Source organism: Bradyrhizobium sp. ma5, assembly GCF_042258955.1.
Taxonomy (GTDB): Bacteria; Pseudomonadota; Alphaproteobacteria; order Rhizobiales; family Xanthobacteraceae; genus Bradyrhizobium.
Genome location: NZ_CP170156.1, coordinates 8,545,711 through 8,563,924 on the forward strand (window position 1 = coordinate 8,545,711; position 18,214 = coordinate 8,563,924).

Below are 18,214 nucleotides of genomic sequence, written 5' to 3' on the forward strand. Positions count from 1 at the left end.
TATCTCATCAATATGACGCGCGGGTACCGCGAATTGGGGAATGGGGCATGCCTCGCAAGACGATCTTCTTCATCGGGCTGCTGATTGTCGCCGGCGTCCTCTACTTCAAGGACGATATCGAAACGGTGGTGAGCGGCTTCCGCGTCAAGGTCGTCGACTACCAGCCGCCGGCAAAGACGGTGTGGCTGGATCAGAATGTCAGCGCCGAACGGCTGCGCTGGTTCTACCACGCCGACCAGGGCACGCGGACTTTCGGCATTCCCCTCGAATGGTTCATGGCGCTGGAGCAGCCAACGGTCTGGCCACTGCTCACTGCGGCACCGCGGCTCAGCGAGACCAATTATCTCGGCCGTTTCGGCTTTATTCCCGACACCGTGATTCCGGGCAGCCCCGATGCGCTGCCGATCGGCTTTGCGCCGAGCGGCCCGATGACCGACGCCAACGGCGCGCCGTGGCGCAATCCGCATAGCAAGGCCGACATGAACGGGGTCGGGCTGACCTGCTCCGCCTGCCACACCGGAAGCTTCAGCTATCGCGGCACCGAGATCGTGATCGACGGCGGGCCCGCCAACACCAATCTGTTCGAATTCCAGAAGGGCGTCGGCGTCTCGCTGCTGCTGACCCGGTTCTGGCCCGGCCGCTTCGCGCGCTTTGCCGACGAGATCCTCGGCAAGGACGCCACCGTTGACGAGCGCATGGCGCTGCGCGGCCAGCTCGATCTCGTGCTGAAGCAATATGCCAACATCAATGCACTGGAGACCAAGGTCGCCGCCAACAGCGTCGAGGAAGGCTATGCGCGGCTCGACGCGCTGAACCGGATCGGCAACCAGGTGTTCTCGATCGACCTGAACAATCCGAACAACTACGCCGCACATTCGGCGCCGGTGCATTTCCCGCGGATCTGGAACGCGCCGTGGTTCAGCTGGGTGCAGTATGACGGCTCGATCATGCAGCCGATGGTGCGCAATGCCGGCGAGGCGCTCGGCGTCAGCGCCGAGCTCAATCTGCTCGACGAGTCCAGGGGCCTGTTCAAATCGAGCGCGCGGGTCGACGTGCTGCACGAGATGGAGCGGATGATCGCCGGCGAGCCGCCCAGCGAGGACAAGGGCTTCGGCGGCCTGGCGTCGCCGAAATGGCCGGAGAATATCCTGGGACAGATCAACATGGATCTCGCGAAGAAGGGCGGCGAGCTCTACAAGACGCACTGCCAGGGCTGCCACGGCCCGGCGATCGACAGCAAGGCGCTGCCCGCGAGCGAAGCCTTTGCGCTGTTCAAGGACAAGAAGCGCTGGATCAAGAACGACGCCGGCCAGCCGCTGCTCGACGTCGAGATGATTCCGATCAGCCATATCGGCACCGACAGCGCGCAGGCCGAAGGCCTTGCGAGCCGCACCGTCGAGACGCCCGCCAATCTGAAGATTAAGGACGGTGGTTTCGGACCAGCGCTCGGCGAATTGGTCGAGAAGACCGTCGACTATTGGTACGACCAGAACAAGACCCCGCCGGAGGATCGCAAGCGCATCAACGGCTACCGGCCGAACGAGATCCAGGCGCCGCTCGCCTACAAGGTCCGGCCGCTCAACGGCATCTGGGCGACCCCGCCCTACCTGCACAACGGCTCGGTGCCGTCGATCTACGCGCTGCTGTCGCCGGTGAAGGATCGTCCTGCGACCTTCTATCTCGGCAACCGGGAGTATGACCCCAAGGATCTCGGTCATGTCTGGAAGGACAACATCAAGAACGCCTTCGTGCTCGACACCAGCAAGCGCGGCAACAGCAATTCCGGACACGAATTTTCGAACGAGAAGCGCACAGGCGTGATCGGGCCGGAGCTGAAGGAAGACGAGCGCCGCGCCCTGATCGAGTTCATCAAGACGCTTTGAGCTTCGGCCAGCTCCTCATGCCGTCGGCACGCTGAGCGGCACGCTCTGGGCGTGGCGGAACAAATCATCGGGATCATATTGCTGCTTCACCGCGACCAGGCGGGCGAGGTTGTCGCCCCAGTAGGCTGACGCATAGTCGTCGAGGTCGAGATCGCAATAATTGACGTATGACGCGCCCGGCATGAAAGGGCGCATCGCCGCGTAGACCCCTGCGACGTCAGCGAGATGCGCCGCGGTGTCGGCGGATCGGCTCCAGCTCGAGAAATACTGGATACAGTACTGCGTGCCGGCGCGGCGCGGGAATGCGGTGGCGTCGGCGGCAACATCGGTGATCCGACCGCCATAGGAATCGCACAGCAGCACGATGCCGCCCGGCGCGATCGGCGCGACCGCCGCCATCATGGCTTCGATGCCGTCGGAGGCAAGCGGCGTGAGAACATAGTCCGACTTCGCCTTCATCAGCACCGACTCGTAGGCGAGCGGTCCGGCAAAGTGCTTGACCGCATCGAGGAAGGCGAGCGATTGCACCGACAGGGCCGATGACGGCGGTCGCACCGCCGTCAATCGCCGGAGTTCGCTGCGCAGTTCGCTCTCGCTGCCGACCGACTGGCCAATGCAGCGCATCGTGATAAGGCCTTGGCCGGCCGGGCCGACCTTCATGATCGAGGTGATGTTCGACGGCGCATTCGGCGCCCAGTCCTGCCAGGCGGCGAACAATTGCGCGGCGTGGGCCTGCGACAATTTCCAGGAGACACCGAACACCCGCGCGGTCTTCAAGGGAAACACCTCGATCTTGAACTCGGTCGCGATGCCGAAGCTGCCACCGCCGCCGCCGCGGCAGGCCCACCAGAGGTCCGGCTCCGATGTCGCATTGGCCTGCAGCACACGCGCCTGGGCGTCGACGACATTCGCTTGCAGCAGACCGTCGCAAGTCAGTCCATGCGAGCGCGCGAGCAGGCCGTGGCCGCCGCCGGTGAGATGGCCAGAGATGCCGACGGTTGGGCAACTCCCTGCCTGCAGCGCGAGGCCCTGGGCGGCCAACGCGGAATAGAGCGCATACAGCGATACGCCGGAGCCTGCCGTGACGAGGTTCGAGGCCTTGTCGACCACAATCTGCTGCAATCCGCGCACGTCGATCGCAACCCCGGACGATTGCGACAGGCCTTCATAGGAATGCCCGCCGCAGCGAACGGCGAAGCTCAATCCATTGCTGCGCACCCAGTCGACCATCACGGCAACCGCGTGCTCGGTCTTGCAGACTGCACGCAGCGCCGGCGCCGATTGCCTGCGCTTGCTCGCGGCAGGCAGGTAATCCGCATAATGCGCGTCCTGCGGCCGCAGGAACTGAACGTCGGTCGCCGGCAGGTTCGGCAATGGCGGCAGCGGCGCCACGGCCTCCACCGGCGGCGCGGCGATCTCGGCGTCGGCGGCGGCAACTGGCGCATCGGAGGGCAAGAACTCGCCGACGCGAAGCGGATGTTCCATGGCGATCCCTCAGACTTCGGGAATTGCCGGGTTGACGATCGGCGCGTGGACGGGGTTGTGGATATGGATATCCGGCAGCGGCCTCGCCGGTGCCTTGCCGAACAGCGAGGCGATGTGATCGACGAGGCTCTGGCACACCGCCTTGTCCGGGGTCTCGTTGTTGACGCCGGGCTCGAAGGTGCCGCCGATCACGACGTGGTCGCTGCGCGGGAACAGGTAGCCGTTCTGGCCGTAAAGGTATTGCAACGTCGGCTGCGGCCGCAGCAGCGCAAGCTGTCCCTTGATCGGCATCATTTTGGTGTCGCTCCACAGCGTCATCGATCCGAGCCCGGTGCAGTTGATGATGATCGGCTGCGGCACGCTGGCCAGGATATCCGAACGGTTGACGAACCGCTTCGACACGAAGCTGACGCCGCGCTGGTCGAGGTCAGCCTTCAGCCTGGCGAGCAGGACCGGCGGCTCAATCAGCAAGGTCTGGTAGACGAAGCCGGGCTTGGTGTGGTGCGCGAACGGCAAGCGCTGCAGCGACTGCCGCGGCGGGATCAGGCCGGGCGCGAGTTGCAGCACGATGTCGAGATTGTGCGCGCGCGTCGCGGTGTAGTTCGGCCGCTCGAACACGCCGAACCCCTGCCCGATCCGATCCTTGAACGCACGATAGGCGCTCTTGATGATGTCGGTGAGCTCGCGCTCCTTGCCGGCGAATTCGACCACCGAGACGGCCCACTGGCCGCCGGCTTTGGCGGAGGTGGTCTCGAGCGGCGCGCGATCGGAATAGACCGTGACCTTGAGCCCGAGATCGAGCAGCAATGTCGCGGCAGTCAGACCCATCACGCCGGCGCCAAGCACGGCGGCTTCGGTGGCCCCACGGCTTGCGGCCAGATGATCCCTGACGATGTCGCGGACCTTCGCGGCGCAGCCGAAACTCAGCGTGATGCCGGCGCCGCCATGGCCGTAATTATGCACGATGAAGCTCTGCGAAATGGTTTCGGCATCGAGCCGATACGATCCGTTGCGATAGGGCCGCACGCCGGCAATGCAGGCGCCGGGCTGATCGGGATCGAAGGCGAAATCTGGCGTCGGCAGGTTGGGCGTGGCCATGGCAAACCTCGCAATCCCTATGCCGCGAGCGCGGTAAATCGATTATCTAAAGTTGCTTCATCGTATCATACATCTCCAATCGACGTGTGACCGGCTTCACAAAGCGTCATCACGGACCCGCCGGCATGCGCCGGCGGGTCCGTCCTGCAAGAGTCAAAATGGATGTTCGTCGGGCGGGATCGGTAACGCCTGCGCTCAACTTTCCTTCAACTTCGGCACGGGCTGACGGCGCGCCGGGCGGGTCATGGCTTCGAGCTCGAGCAGTTGGTTGAGCTGTTCCTCGGTCAGCAGCTTCTCCTCCAGCACGATGTCGGCGACCGAGCGGTTCTCCTTCAGCGCTCGGCGCGCCACGCGCGATGAGGCCTCATAGCCGAGCGCCGGCGCCAGCGCCGTGATCAGGCCGATCGAGCCCTGCACCAGGCTGCGGCAACGCTCGCGGTCGGCCTCGATGCCGTCGACGCAGCGCTTGGTCAGCGTGTCGATCGCCGCCGTCAGCATGCGCAGCGAACTCAGCACGCAATAGCCGATGGTCGGCTCGAAGGCATTGAGCTGGAGCTGGCCGCCTTCGGCGCACATCGTCACCGTGAGATCGTGCCCGATCACGAGGAAAGCGACCTGATTGACCACCTCCGGAATCACCGGGTTGACCTTGCCGGGCATGATCGACGAGCCGGCCTGCACCGCAGGCAGGCGGATTTCGCCAAAGCCGGTACGCGGCCCCGACGACAGCAGGCGGAGGTCGTTGCAGATCTTCGATACCTTCACCGCAACGCGTTTCAAGACGCCGGAGAACAGCACGAAGGCGCCGAGGTCGGAGGTTGCCTCGATCAAGTTCGAAGCCAGCACCATCGGCTGGCCCGACAGCCGCGACAGCTCCTCGACCGCGAGCGCCGCATAGCGCGGATCGGCATTGATGCCGGTCCCGATCGCGGTGGCGCCGAGATTGACCTCGCGGAACAGGCTCGAAATCTCGTTCAGCCGCGCGACATCCTCCTTCACGGTGGCGTGGAAGGCGTCGAACTCCTGGCCGAGCGTCATCGGCACCGCGTCCTGCAGCTGGGTGCGGCCCATCTTCAGGACATCGGCGAACTCCACCGCCTTGCCCTTGAAGGCATAGGCAAGATCATCGAGCGCGCGCACCAGCGGCTGAGTGGCAAAGATCACCGCGAGCCGCAGCGCGGTAGGATAGGCGTCGTTGGTCGACTGCGCCATGTTGACGTCGTCGTTCGGATGCAGCGTGTGATAATCGCCGGGCTTCTTGCCCATCAGCTTGAGCGCGACGTTGGCGATCACCTCGTTGGCGTTCATGTTGGTCGAGGTCCCGGCGCCGCCCTGGATCGCATCGACGACGAAGGACTCGGCATAGACCTTGTCGGTCGCGATCTGGATGCAGGCCTTGTCGATCGCATCAGCCTTTTCCGGCGCGAGATAGCCCAGGCGCTTGTTGGCGCGGGCGGCCGCCTGCTTCACCAGCGCCAGCGCGCGCACGAATTCCGGGAAATGGCCGACCGGCACGCCGGTGATCGGAAAGTTCACCACCGCGCGCTTGGTGTGGATGCCCCACAGCGCATTGGCCGGCACCTCGTCCTCGCCGAGCAGATCGTGCTCGGTGCGGGACTGCGCCTGCTCGATCGGCACGGTACGGACGGTCGCGATTGCGAGCTCGCTGACGCCGCCGCCGTCGCCGGAGGGTGGCGAGGCACCTGCAGTGTTGGCGGTCTCAACCTTCGATTCGGCCATCGGTCCCTCCGTTATCTGCTGCAAATCTCGTCGTCAGCGACACCAGCCATGATGCGCCCGACAGGCATCGAAAGCCAATGCCTATCGGCAAAGTCTTGCACATCGGCGAATGGAAAGACGCATCAAAACGGGATCGGCATGCGCGCGACACGCGAAATTGACGAGTTACCTTATCCGTCATGATAACAACAACTTATAGCTCGAGGCCGCGGCTCGCCCCGCGCGCGATGCGGCTGCTTTCTCCGCCCCGTCATCGCGTGCTAGATCAGCATCGACTGGCGCAAGGGCGCTGCCGACACCGAACGAACCAAGGGCCAAACCGTGTCCAACAACAACGAAGCGATGACCATCAAATTCCGCTGCCCGGCGGAGCTCGAGGGCAAGATCCCGCCGCCGGTGGCTGCGTCATTGGGTCTTCCCGGATGGCTCAAGGCGATGCCGACGCAGGCCTTCAATGCGATGAGCAATCGCGAGGAGGATACCGTCAAGCGCTGCCCGCCATTCATCGACGCGATGACATCCGGCTTCCTGATGCCGCTGATCTGCGACCTCAAGATCGAGAATGGCGAGATGACATGGGACAACGACCTTCCGTCCGGAGGTGTGCTCGAATTCCCGCGTTCGCCTGTCGGATTCCACGACGAGAGCCAGGTGATCGGCTCGCCGCTGTTCGAACAGGACCGCTTCGTGATCAAGTTCGTCAATCTGTGGACCATCGAGGCGCCGGCGGGCTACTCGCTGTTCTTCACGCATCCGGTCAATCGGTTCGATCTGCCGTTCACCACGCTGACCGGCATGGTCGATTGCGATCAGTTTCACGACAGCTGGATTCATTTCCCGGCGCGCTGGCACGACACCAATTTCAGCGGCGTGCTGCCCAAGGGCACACCGGTTGCGCAATGCTTCCCGGTGAAGCGCGAGAACTGGGTCGCGCAAACCGCTCCGATGACGCCGGATGAGACGTCGCGCGCGCAGGACCTGTCCAACCGGATGGCCCGCGAGCCCGGACTCTATCGCCGCCAGTTTCGAACGTAGATCGGAGCGCACGAGACGCGCTGTGGCCTCCTGCGTCATTGCGAGCCATCCGGTTGGAGGCTCAGCATCCACCGCCGTCGTCCTGGCGAAAGCCAGGACGACGCCAAATATATGGCGCGATTCTGAGCAAGTTCGGTGTCATCACCCGCGAAAGCGGGTGATCCAGTATTCCAGAGACGCCAGTGCTTGAGCCGAGGAGCCGCGGCGTACTGGATCGCCCGGTCGAGCCGGGCGATGACAGTTGCCGTGGGGACGCGGCTTCGCAGTCTCGCAACATGATTTGCCCGAGCTTTCCCTAGCTCAGAAATTTCGCAGCCGCGCTGGGACGGAAGAAGAAGCGGCCGTGCGATGCCATGGCCAGCGCGGACGTGGTGCGGCCGATCATTTGCGGCCGGCCGCGCAACGCCAGGCGCAGATTGGCTTCGCCGGCAGCGCGGTCGCCCATTTCGAGGAGACAGGCGGAGAAGCTGGTCCGCGTCAGGGGATCGTCGGGGCGCTGCGCCAGCACCTGACGGTAGAGATCCGCCGCACCGGCATATTCGCCATCGAGCAGCAGCACGCGCGCGAGCGCGGCCAGGATATCGGGATGGCCCGGCGCCACAGTACGGAGCTTCTCCAGAATCTCTCGCGCGCGGCCGCGCTCATTGCGATGGGGCAAGAGCTGCGCGAGCAAGAGCAGCAACTCGACGCTGCCGGGCGCAAAAACCAGCGCGCTCTCGACGACGGCAACCGCCTCGTCGATGCGGCCGGCCGCGCCCAATTGCCCTGCCAGCCCCTGAAATGCGGGCAGGAACGGTGGCCGCCGCGCGCTCGTTCGCCGCAACAGATCGATCGCCTCGTTACGCCGACCGGCACCGCCGAGCGCCGCCCCGAGCAGGGTCTCAATGCCGGGATCCTCGACGCGGCGCGCGGCGCGCTCGAGCGGCGCGATCGCCTCCTCGTTGCGGTTCTGGGCCATCAGCGCCCGTGCCAGGATCGAGGCCGCGCCGACATCGGTCCGGTTTGCCTTCAACACCTCCGCCGCCAGCCGCTCGGCTTCGACGACCTGCCCCATCTGCAACGCGACCATGGCGCGTTGCAGAGCCGAGGGTGGGCTGGGCCCGCGATGGGAAGGAGGCGGAGGTTTCGGCATGCGGCCCGTCATGAGATGGTTGTCCCAGCCGTTATCACTGCCGTCGACGGAGCTCCAGCGAAAGTCGCCCCCCTGCACCAAGATACCGCCCGGTTCCGGCAACCCGCGCACGGGCCGATGCCGTGCATCCCTGCTGCCAGGCCAGACCACGCTCTCCTCCCGGATTTTTCGACTGCTTAACCTATTCGACCTAGCCTGAACTGCCGAAACAGGGCCCGGCTTGATGTTCGCAACTACCCTCGAAGCAATTCGGTCGACCACGTCGAAGCGGACCGCCTATGTCCGCGGAATCCTCGTGCTTCTGGTCATCGCCATCGTCTTCAAGGCGGTGTGGCTCGCCCAAGTGGGGCTCGGGCACGGCCGCGAGCTCGTCGATTTTGCCGCCTTCTACATCACGGCAAAGCTGGTGTGGCTGGGCACCGTGGATCAGGCCTATCAGTTCGCGAAGCTCATCGTCATCCAGAAGGAGGCATCGGGCGGGCACGATGGCTTCATGTCGTGGACCTATCCGCCGCAGTTCAGCCTGCTGCTGGCGCCGTTCGCGCTGATCCCGGTCGGGATTGCCTATCTGCTGTTCGCAGCCTCGACGCTAGCGCTTTACCTTGCCGTGCTGCGCCGTCTCGCAGGCAATAATTTTGTGCTGGTGCTGATCGTGTTCTTTCCGACGATGGGGATTACGCTGGCATGCGGACAGAACGGCCTGCTGACGGCCGCGCTGATCGGAATGGTCTGCCTGTTCCTTGAAGAGCGGCCGGTCCTCGCCGGGGTCGCCCTCGGTCTGATGATCATCAAGCCGCATCTCGCCATCGCGTTCGCGGTCTACGCCGTGCTGCGGCGTTCCTGGATCGTCGTGGCAACGGCGGCGGGCGTCGTGCTGGTCAGCTCGGCGATCTGTACGGCGGTTTTCGGCGTGGATATCTGGAGCGCGTTCCTGCAAAGCGTGCGCGACTCGTCGGTGTTCCTCGAGCAGGGAAATTACCCGATGAATCGCATGATCTCGATCTATGCCGCGTTACGAACAGCAGGGATGTCCGCGTCGGCGGCGTTTGTCGCCCAGGGCGCCGTCGCGGTCCTGGCGCTTGCGGTCGTTCTCATCGCCGCCTACCGGACGATGCCGGCACGCGAGCGCCTCGGCCTTGTCGCGATCGTGTCGGTCTGCATCAGCCCCTACGCCTACGATTACGACTTTCTGATCTTCAGTGTCGGCCTCGCACTGCTGTTGCCGGCGCTGCTGGCGAGCGCGCGTGAGTGGGAGCGAGGCATCATCTACGCCTTGCCGATTCCGATCGGAGCGTTTGGCTACCTGCAAGCGACGACCGCCCACTCGGGCGAGCCGTCACTCGGCACGCTCTCGATCGGCGGCTTCGCGATCATTCCGCTGATTGCGCTCATTGTCGGAATTGTGCTGCTGCGCAGTTCGGGGACGGAAGCAGTGAGCGGATCGACCGTCAGATGCGCATCCGCTTGAAGATCGTCTCCGGCAGCGCGCAGATGATCGCCATCACCAGCCAAAATCGTCTGGCCACATAGATCACGTCCCGCGGCCGCGTCACGTCGGCCCGAAAAATATCCTCCGCGACCCGATCCGGCTGCACGGTCAGGGGCGCCGGCAGCTTCATATGCGCCGTCATCTTGGTGCGCACGAATCCGGGCTTGACGGTGACGACGCGGACTTTGCCGGCGAGCGCCAGGCGGTTGCGCAGGCCGGACAGGAATTGCGTGAAGCCGGCCTTCGCCGCGCCGTAGTAATAGTTCGAAGCCCGCCCGCGATCGCCGGCGACCGAGCTGACCCCGACGATCGTTCCCGAGCCGCGCGCCGCGAAGGCTTGCGCGAACTGTTCGAGCAGCAGGCTGGGGGCCTCGAAATTGGTCCGCATGATTGTCGTCGCAAGCTCGGGATCGGTCTCGGCCCTCTGCTGGTCGCCGAGCTCGCCGACAACGCACACGACGGTGTCCGGAAGCACGGAAAGGCCGGCGACGAAGCCGGCAAGGTGCCCGGTCTGCAGCACGTCAAGCGATTGAACCGTTGTGTCGACGCCGCTTCGCGTCCTGATATCGTCGGCGTTGCGCTGCGCGGCCGTAAGATCGCGGGCGGCGAGCGTCACGCGCCACCCCTCCTTCGCATAACGCAGCGCCGTCGCGTGCCCGATATCCGAGCTGCCGCCAATCACCAGAATTGATTTCGTGCCGGTCATCAAATTCCAAGCCGTTCTGAAAGATGGGAGACAAGGCGCGTGGTCGCCCCGGTCTGCCGGCGGATGTCGCGCAGGGCCGCAAGGCCGGGATACCCGGATTCGAATGTCGTGCGGGATTGCCGCGCGTCCTTGGCGAGATAGAGCCGGCCGCCGGCGTCGACCACCAGCGCGTCCAGCTGGTCGAGAAACGCGAACAGCGTGTCGCTGACGGGAAAGTCCATCGTCAGGGTGTATCCGCGCAGCGGAAACGACATCGGCCCGCCGCCATCGCCGAGCTGCTTGAGCACCGCAAGAAACGACGCATCGCCGCGCCGGGATACCCGGTCCAGAATATCGGCGAGCACGCGGCGCGCGCGCTCGAGCGGGATCACGCACTGATACTGCACGAAGCCGCGCCGGCCGTAGATCCTGTTCCAATCGGAGATCGCATCGAGCGGAAAGAAATAGGGATCCCAGTGGACGAGGCGCTGTCTACCCTGCTGCGCAGCACCGCGGCGGAAATACAGCTCGTTGAATACCCGCATCGATGTGCGATTGAGCAGCCATCCGGGAAACAGCTCGGGTACCGAGAGCCGCTGCGTGCGAGGGCTGGGGAACGGCGCGAGGCCGGGCCCCAGCACGTCCATGTCGCGGCGCGTGGCGTGCTCGGCCAGATAGACCAGCGACCGCCCGAGCGCCGCGCCGCGCGCAAGACAATCGATCCAGGCCACCGAATAGGTGGAGGAGGCGCTGTTTTCCAGCTGATCGATCGCCGCATCGAGATTACCGGCGACGCGGGTGTCTTGCCGCAGCCAGGCCGTCTCGATCGGGAGCAGTTGCAACGTCGCGTCGAGGATCATGCCGGTCAGGCCCATGCCGCCCAGCGTCGCCGCGAACAGCGCGGCGTTCTCCGACCTCGAGCAGGAAACGATCTCACCGCCCGGCAGCGCAAGCCGAAACGAGTCGACGATAGTGCCGAAGCCGCCGTCGCGATGGTGATTCTTGCCATGAACGTCGGCTGCGATCGCGCCGCCGACCGTCACGAATTTCGTGCCGGGCACAACTTTCAGGAAGAAGCCGCGCGGCTCGAACGCGGCAAGGATGTCGGCGATGGTCACGCCGGCTTCGACCGTCAATTGAGCCGTTGCGGCATCGAAGCTTCGCATCCGGTTCAGGCCGCGCGACGAGATCGTGGCTTGCGTGCCGATCGCGGCATCGCCATAGGCGCGGCCCGCGCCGCGCGCGATGACACCGGACCGCCCGAGCAGATCATTGCGCGCGGCTGCGGGCGTATGTGGAGCCAGTAGTTCGGTCGACCCCTTGGGATAGTTGCCCCAGCCGGAGAGGCAAATCCCGCCCGGATTGGAGCTCGCGCTTTCGCGTCCTGGCAATGCCGCCGCCGACATCGCTAGATGGCGGCGAGCATGATGACGCCGATCGCGCCAAGCGCGACCCAGCTGGCGCGATCCCGCAGCGCGAACATCACGGGATCATCATCGATCAATCCGCGCTGCGTGAACAGCATCACGCGGCCGATCCAGTACATCAGGATCGGACAGCAGATCCAGAGCAGCTGCGGGTGGCTGTAGAGCGCGCGAACCGTATCGGAGGAGATGTAGAGCGTGAAGATCACGACGGCGTTGAAGCCCGACGCAGCCGCGAGGATCGCGACCATCGATTTGTCCTCGATCCGGTAGCCGCGCGCCGCCAGCACCGCGCCGTCCGGCTGGCTGGCGAGCTCGATATGGCGCTTCACCAGTGCCAGCGACATGAAGATGAACAGCGAGAACGCAAGCAGCCACTCCGACATCGGCACGCTGATCGCGACCGCGCCGCCGATCACGCGAACGGTGTAAAGCGTCGCCAGCACGACGACGTCGACGATCGCGATGCGCTTGAGCCACAGCGAATAGGAGGTGGTCAGCGCGAAATAACCGAGCAGGACGCCGGCAAACCCGACCGATATGCACAATGCGATCGCGAACGCGGCGACCAGCACCAGCGCCATCGCGCCGGCGGCTTGCGTCGCGGGGACGGCGCCGCTTGCGATCGGGCGGTTGCGCTTGGCCGGATGGGCGCGGTCGGCCTTGATGTCGAGAATGTCGTTCAGGATATAGGCGGCCGACGCACAGAGCGAGAATGCGATCAGCGCAAACAGCGACGTCGCCGCCGACCCGAATGCGAACTTGTGCGCGGTCAGCAGCGGCACCAACACGAGGGCGTTCTTCGCATATTGATGCACCCGAAGCAGCTTCACCCAGCTGCGCAAACCGGCCGGCGCGGGTGCAGCCGCGGCGGATCGACCGGTGCGCGCCACGCGTGACGCGAAGCCGGGCAGCGCAACCGCTTCGCTGCCGATGTAGTCGAAGCCCTGCAAGAGCGCGGGCGGCAGGTCTTCGCCCTGTGCCGGCGACCGGCCGTCCGGAGCGGCAGCCCAGGCCGTGAAGACGCCGAGATGTTGGGCAACCGCGCTGACGAACGGCTCGGGATGGGTTTCCGAACAGAGATACACCGGACGACCTTCGCCCAGCACCTGCAAAAGGAAGGTCACGGCGTCGTGGTCAAACCGTGCGCGGGATGGATCGAAGCCGGATGCATCAGCAACACGCGCTGCCGGCCCAAGCGCAGCGGCAATCGCCGTGGTGACGGCGCGAAAGTGGCCGGTCAGCGCGGAAGCGATATTCGCCGGGAAGGCGCTTCCCGGAACCATCACCTCGTCGACATCGACGACGAGCGACCGGCCCTTCGAACGCAGCGGATCGCGAAGGGCGTCGCTGCCGCCCTGCTCAACCCATTCTGGAACGCTGGCTCGCATGCGCGCGGTCTTCCGGTGGCCCCCTCCCCATTGTCCCGGGCTTTCCCTAATTTGGGGTGAACCAAGGGGGCGGACGTCCGGCAGACCGCGCCCCCGGGGCCGTTGCGCAAAGGCCGTTGAGGCTTCGATGAGGACTGGGGCGCCATGGCGCGCAGCCAGGCGAAAAATGGCGATCCCGGGAAGACTCGAACTTCCGACCTACGGTTTAGGAAACCGTCGCTCTATCCGGCTGAGCTACGGGACCGCACCGCCCGCAGCGAAGCATGCGGGCGTCGCCATCCCCATAGCAGAGGAGCCGAATGATCGCCAGCCCGCGCCATAGCGGGCGCGGGCGAAGTTGCGCCATGTTCGGCGCTGCGCGCGCTACGCCACCTGCCGGGCCGGATTCGCGGCAGCATCCGCCGCGCCGGTCCGGCGCGCCGGCAGAAACTCGATCGCCTCATCCTTCAGCGATCCGAAACGCAGCGTCACGATATCGAGCGCATAGTTCTGGTAGAGCCGCCACGGCCGGCGCGAGCCCTGTTTGGGGAACCTGGTGGCGGCGCGCTGGATATAGCCCGAGGAGAAATCCACCCAGGGCAGCTCGGTCACGGTCGGATCATTCCGCCGCGGCGTGACTTGCGCGTAGCCGTTCGCCTTCATGTGGTTGAGCATGCGGCAGACATATTCGCAGGTCAGGTCGCATTTCAGCGTCCAGGATGCGTTGGTGTAGCCGAACGCCGCAGCAAGATTCGGCACGCCCGAGTACATCAGCCCCTTGTAGTTCATGGTCTTCGACAGATCGACCGGCGCGCCGTCGACCTTGATCTCGAGCCCGCCAAGCACCTGCAGATCGAGGCCGGTCGCGGTCACCACGACATCCGCGTCGAGCACGTTTCCGCTCTTGAGCTTGATGCCCCCACGCGTGAAGGTCTCGATCTGGTCGGTGACGACAGACGAGCCGCCACTGCGCAGCGATTGAAAGAGATCGCCGTTCGGCACCAGGCAAAGCCGCTGGTCCCACGGATTGTAGCTCGGCGTGAAATGCGTCGCGACATCGTAGTCGGGACCGAGCGCATGGCGGACGCCGCCGAGGATCAGCTTCTTCACGCGCTCCGGATCGCGCTTGCAGAGCCGGTAGAAATACATGCCGAACAGCACGTTCTTCCAGCGTGTGAGGCCGTAAGCGAGTTTTGCGGGTAGCCGCGCCCGCAGCCAGTTGGCGACCTTGTCCTCATCCGGCCGCGCGACGACATAGGTCGGCGAACGCTGCAGCATCGTGACATGGGCGGCGGTCTTGGCCATTTCCGGCACCAGCGTCACCGCGGTAGCGCCGCTGCCGATCACCACCACCTTCTTGCCGGCATAGTCGATGTCGTCGGTCCACTTCTGCGGATGGACGACTCGACCGGCGAAGTCGGCGAGGCCGGGGAAGTCCGGCGTGTAGCCGTGCTCATACTTGTAGTAGCCGCTGCACATGAACAGGAAGCTGCAGGTGAGACGCTCGATCGCTTTCTCCGGCCCGCGCTCGACTTCGACCGTCCATTGCGAGTCTGCCGACGACCAGTCGGCGCGCACGACGCGGTGGTTGAAGCGGATCTTCTTGTCGATGCCGTACATGCGCGCGGTCTCGCGCACATAATTCAGGATCGAAGGGCCGTCGGCGATCGCCTTCGGCTCGGTCCAGGGCCGGAACGAGTAGCCGAGCGTGTACATGTCGGAGTCGGAGCGGATGCCGGGATAGCGGAACAGGTCCCAGGTCCCGCCGATGCAATCGCGGCCTTCGAGAATGGCGTAGCTGCGGTCCGGGCAATTGGTCTGCAGATGATAGCCGGCACCGATGCCCGACAGCCCGGCACCCACGATCAACACGTCGAAATGAGCAGACATGCCCTGACCTCCCGTGGCAGAATTGACAATTCGTATTGTCAGATAACTTGACATCTGACAATGGCTCGTGTCAATACACTTTTCATGGCAAGCAGCCGGAAAGCCCGCCTTTATGGCGGTATGGACGCCGAGGAACGCCGCGCTGAGCGGCGGCTGAAGCTGATTGATGCTGCGATCGAGGTCTATGGTGAGGTCGGCTATCGGGTCGCCACCGTGAAGGCGATCTGCGAGGCGGCCGAGCTCACCGAACGCTATTTCTACGAATCCTTCACCAACAGCGAGGCGCTGCTGATTGCGGCCTACAACCATGTCGTCGGCCACCTCCACGAGGAGATGGCGGCTGCCGCCGCGTCCGGCGGCGACGATGCCGAAATGCGGCTGCGCGCTGCGCTGACACTGTATTTCACGCGGTTGAAGGAGCATCCGAAGCCGGCACGGGTCTTCCTGCTGGAGATCGCCGGGATCAGCCCGGCGGTCGATGCCGTCACGCTCGACGCATCGCGCACATTCAGCGACATCCTGGTGCCGCCGCCACGCGATCCGAAACGCAGCGACAAGGGTACTCCGGCCACGTTGCTTTCGATCGGCATGGTCGGCGCCGTGATCTCGATCGCCCGGCGCTGGGTATCGAAGCACTATCCGCAAGCCGTCGAGGACGTCGTCGCGATCGCCGCCAGCTTCTGCCGCGTGGCATTGACCGAGGCCGAGCGCCGCCGGGATCTGTATTTGCTGTAGCGGTGGGCTCGCCCCCTCGCCGATTTTCGATCATGTTTCGCCAGGGTTTGCGGGCCCGGCCTTCGGCCGTGACGCTGATTTAACTTGCATATCCGGCGGTCCGAGCTTTCTTATGCACGGTAGCGGGTGCAAACAGGTCCGGCCTGTTTCGTCCTGTGAAACAACAAGAAATCTGCATCAGGCGGAGCTGAGCCTTTGGTCGACGTGCACAGGCTGGACGACGTGACCGCGCGCCTTGGCGACGTGGTTCTCGATCCCGCGACCTGGCCGTCCTTTATGGACGAGGTCTGCGCGGCCGTCGGCGCGACCGGGGCTGCGATGCTTCAGAGCGATATCCGCACCGAAGACATTCCGCGCACGCAATCGATCACCGACTATTTCACCAAGACCTACTTCCCGCAGAATTTTCATCTCACCGACATTCGCGCCGCGCGCGGCGTGCCGCTGATGCTCTCCGGCACCAACGTCATCACCGACGCCGACCTGTTCGGCGGCGAAACCGAGATGCTGCGCGACCCGCTCTATGCCACGCTCGGCGAGTTCGGGCTGAAATGGTTTGCGGGAATCGGCTTCCGCGCCGGACCGGCGTTGTGGGCACTGAGCATCCAGCGCACGCCGAAGGAAGGCATGTTCGAGGCCGACGAGGTCAAGGCACTCTCGCGCGTGTCAGCGCGGCTGACCGAAGCCGCGACGCTGTCCACCGTCGTCGGCCGTTCCGCGATTTCGGGCATTACCAGCGCGCTGGACCTGATCCAGATCGCAGCGATAGCCGTCGGCCGCTTCGGCGCCGTCATCGGCATGAACGGCCAGGCGGAAGCCTGCCTCGGCCATGACCTTGCGATCCGCAACAACCGCCTCACCCTGCTCGACCGGCAGGCCAATACCGATCTGACCAGGCTGATCGATCTGCTGGCCCACAGCTCGGACCTGCACCCGCTCCCGACATCGCCGATCGTGGTGCGCAGGATCGACAAGCGGCCGATCGTGATCCAGATGCAGCCGGTGCCTCCCGCCGCACGCTCACCGTTCCTGGGCGCGCGCGCGATCCTGTTGATCCGCGATCTCGAGGGCAACGCCGCATTCGATCAGGCGCTGTTGGCAGCGGCGTTCGAGCTGACGCCGGCGCAGGCGCGCCTCGCCACGCGACTTGCGCGCGGCGATTCGGTCGAGGCCGCCGCACAGGAAGCCGGCATTGCCCTTGCCACCGCGCGCAATCAGCTGAAAACGATCTTCCAGAAGACCGGCACGCATCGGCAGGCGGAACTCGTCGCATTGCTGCATCGGGTCAAGTGAACGTTTCGAGACGAATTGTTCCAATTTCCGGTGCGGCAATGCGGCAGGAATTCTTCAAATATTGCAATTGCGTACAGCGATTATTGGATTATGCCAACCGACCGGCCTGCGACTTAAATGGTCAGGGAAATCGTCGGGTTCCGGGGTGACAAGGGTCACTAAAATGGCGACAATCTGCTCACTCTGTGTCGTTCGGGTTTGCTTGCAATGTCCGTGATGCTGTCACGATCATCGACGTTGGCTGTTGCCGTTTTTGTCGCCGCGTTCGCGCTGGCGCCGATGACTGCGCGCGCGCAATGGTGGCGCAGCGCACCGAAGGACTTTGAGGATTGCGCCGACCTCGCCGAGAAGGCGAAGTCCAGGGAAGACAAGACCGCGCAACTCGCCGACTGCAATGCCAAGTTTGCCGGACGCCGCAAGTCCGGCGGTGGCTACACCTATTACGACTTCATGCAGGACCGCAGCTTCGACATCGCCGGCCCCAATCCGACGCCGGACGAGCAGAAGAAGATCGACCAGGAATATACCGGCTATCTCGAGAAGGAGCGCCGCTCGAGCATCGTCGCGGCGTTCAATGCCAAGCAGCTCGAGCGGCAGGAAAAGCAGCAGGTGCGGCCGCCGCAGCTTCAGCAGGCGTCTCTGAACAGCGAGCCGGTGCACAGCGAGCCGGCGAAAGTCCCGGCCCCGATCGCACGCCCGGTCAAGCCGCGGGTTGCTGCGGCCCCTCTTCCCAGGGTACGGCCGCAGGCAGCGAGTTGCGTGAAGGGTACGTTCTCCTGCGAATGGCCGCGGCTTTCCGAAGGATTGGACGGCCTGAAGAAACTGTTCACGCCGGCATCTCCGCCGCCGACCAAGGTTGCGAAGCGAAACTAACGCTAGAGCACTTCGGTTCTGATTGAATCAGAACCGAAGTGCTCTGGATTCTTGTTTTGACGCGTTTTCTTCACGCGAACCG

The 18,214-nt window shown here is 64.6% G+C and carries 14 protein-coding genes and 1 tRNA gene; 6 read left to right on the top strand and 9 right to left on the bottom strand.

What is annotated here, in order from left to right:
- Positions 1-47 precede the first annotated feature (47 nt).
- Entirely contained in the window at positions 48-1,883 is a 1,836-nt protein-coding gene (locus tag ACE103_RS40440) for a di-heme-cytochrome C peroxidase (protein ID WP_375777502.1), read from the top strand.
- A 15-nt stretch (positions 1,884-1,898) separates the two neighbouring features.
- Here the strand turns inward: ACE103_RS40440 and ACE103_RS40445 are convergent, their stop codons facing one another.
- From ACE103_RS40445 to ACE103_RS40455, 3 genes are all read right to left on the bottom strand, one after another.
- The gene (locus ACE103_RS40445; RefSeq protein ID WP_375777503.1) at positions 1,899-3,368 is read right to left on the bottom strand and encodes an FAD-binding oxidoreductase; all 1,470 of its coding nucleotides are present in this window, start codon (positions 3,366-3,368) and stop codon (positions 1,899-1,901) included.
- A gap of 9 nt (positions 3,369-3,377) precedes the next feature.
- Complete coding sequence (locus tag ACE103_RS40450) at positions 3,378-4,466, bottom strand: FAD-dependent oxidoreductase (RefSeq protein ID WP_375777504.1); 1,089 nt, start codon at positions 4,464-4,466, stop codon at positions 3,378-3,380.
- A 195-nt stretch (positions 4,467-4,661) separates the two neighbouring features.
- Positions 4,662-6,206 (bottom strand): aspartate ammonia-lyase, encoded by a 1,545-nt coding sequence (locus ACE103_RS40455; protein ID WP_223972253.1) that lies wholly within the window; start codon positions 6,204-6,206, stop codon positions 4,662-4,664.
- 342 nt (positions 6,207-6,548) lie between these two features.
- Between ACE103_RS40455 and ACE103_RS40460 the strand changes: the two genes are divergently transcribed.
- Entirely contained in the window at positions 6,549-7,241 is a 693-nt protein-coding gene (locus tag ACE103_RS40460) for a hypothetical protein (RefSeq protein ID WP_375781284.1), read from the top strand.
- A 295-nt stretch (positions 7,242-7,536) separates the two neighbouring features.
- On the opposite strand, the gene ACE103_RS40465 is transcribed toward ACE103_RS40460, so the two are convergent.
- Positions 7,537-8,310, bottom strand: coding sequence for a tetratricopeptide repeat protein (locus tag ACE103_RS40465; protein WP_375777505.1), 774 nt, complete (start codon positions 8,308-8,310; stop codon positions 7,537-7,539).
- A gap of 286 nt (positions 8,311-8,596) precedes the next feature.
- On the opposite strand from ACE103_RS40465, the gene ACE103_RS40470 reads away from it, so the two are divergent.
- Entirely contained in the window at positions 8,597-9,841 is a 1,245-nt protein-coding gene (locus ACE103_RS40470) for a glycosyltransferase family 87 protein (protein ID WP_375777506.1), read from the top strand.
- Here the strand turns inward: ACE103_RS40470 and ACE103_RS40475 are convergent.
- The 5 genes from ACE103_RS40475 to ACE103_RS40495 form a co-directional block, all read right to left on the bottom strand.
- Positions 9,822-10,568 carry an SDR family oxidoreductase gene (locus ACE103_RS40475; RefSeq protein ID WP_375777507.1) on the bottom strand — a complete coding sequence of 249 codons (747 nt, stop codon included), beginning with the start codon at positions 10,566-10,568 and terminating at the stop codon, positions 9,822-9,824. The two genes, ACE103_RS40470 and ACE103_RS40475, sit on opposite strands and share 20 nt — an antisense overlap.
- A complete protein-coding gene (locus ACE103_RS40480; RefSeq protein ID WP_375777508.1) occupies positions 10,568-11,953 on the bottom strand; it encodes an FAD-binding protein in 1,386 nt (461 codons plus the stop codon). The genes ACE103_RS40475 and ACE103_RS40480 overlap by 1 nt, the downstream gene beginning before the upstream one ends.
- Positions 11,954-11,955: 2 nt before the next feature.
- Positions 11,956-13,362: a UbiA family prenyltransferase gene (locus tag ACE103_RS40485; RefSeq protein WP_375777509.1), complete on the bottom strand. Its 1,407-nt coding sequence runs from the start codon at positions 13,360-13,362 to the stop codon at positions 11,956-11,958.
- 167 nt (positions 13,363-13,529) lie between these two features.
- Positions 13,530-13,606: transfer RNA gene (locus ACE103_RS40490), tRNA-Arg, on the bottom strand.
- A 119-nt stretch (positions 13,607-13,725) separates the two neighbouring features.
- Positions 13,726-15,231 (bottom strand): flavin-containing monooxygenase, encoded by a 1,506-nt coding sequence (locus tag ACE103_RS40495; RefSeq protein WP_375777510.1) that lies wholly within the window; start codon positions 15,229-15,231, stop codon positions 13,726-13,728.
- A gap of 84 nt (positions 15,232-15,315) precedes the next feature.
- Here ACE103_RS40495 and ACE103_RS40500 point away from each other — a divergent pair, with 84 nt between their 5' ends.
- The 3 genes from ACE103_RS40500 (at position 15,316) to ACE103_RS40510 (ending at position 18,132) form a co-directional block, all read left to right on the top strand.
- The gene (locus tag ACE103_RS40500; protein WP_375777511.1) at positions 15,316-15,966 is read left to right on the top strand and encodes a TetR/AcrR family transcriptional regulator; all 651 of its coding nucleotides are present in this window, start codon (positions 15,316-15,318) and stop codon (positions 15,964-15,966) included.
- 222 nt (positions 15,967-16,188) lie between these two features.
- The gene (locus tag ACE103_RS40505) at positions 16,189-17,259 is read left to right on the top strand and encodes a helix-turn-helix transcriptional regulator (RefSeq protein WP_375777512.1); all 1,071 of its coding nucleotides are present in this window, start codon (positions 16,189-16,191) and stop codon (positions 17,257-17,259) included.
- A 216-nt stretch (positions 17,260-17,475) separates the two neighbouring features.
- Positions 17,476-18,132 carry a hypothetical protein gene (locus ACE103_RS40510; protein WP_223972238.1) on the top strand — a complete coding sequence of 219 codons (657 nt, stop codon included), beginning with the start codon at positions 17,476-17,478 and terminating at the stop codon, positions 18,130-18,132.
- Positions 18,133-18,214: the final 82 nt, after the last annotated feature.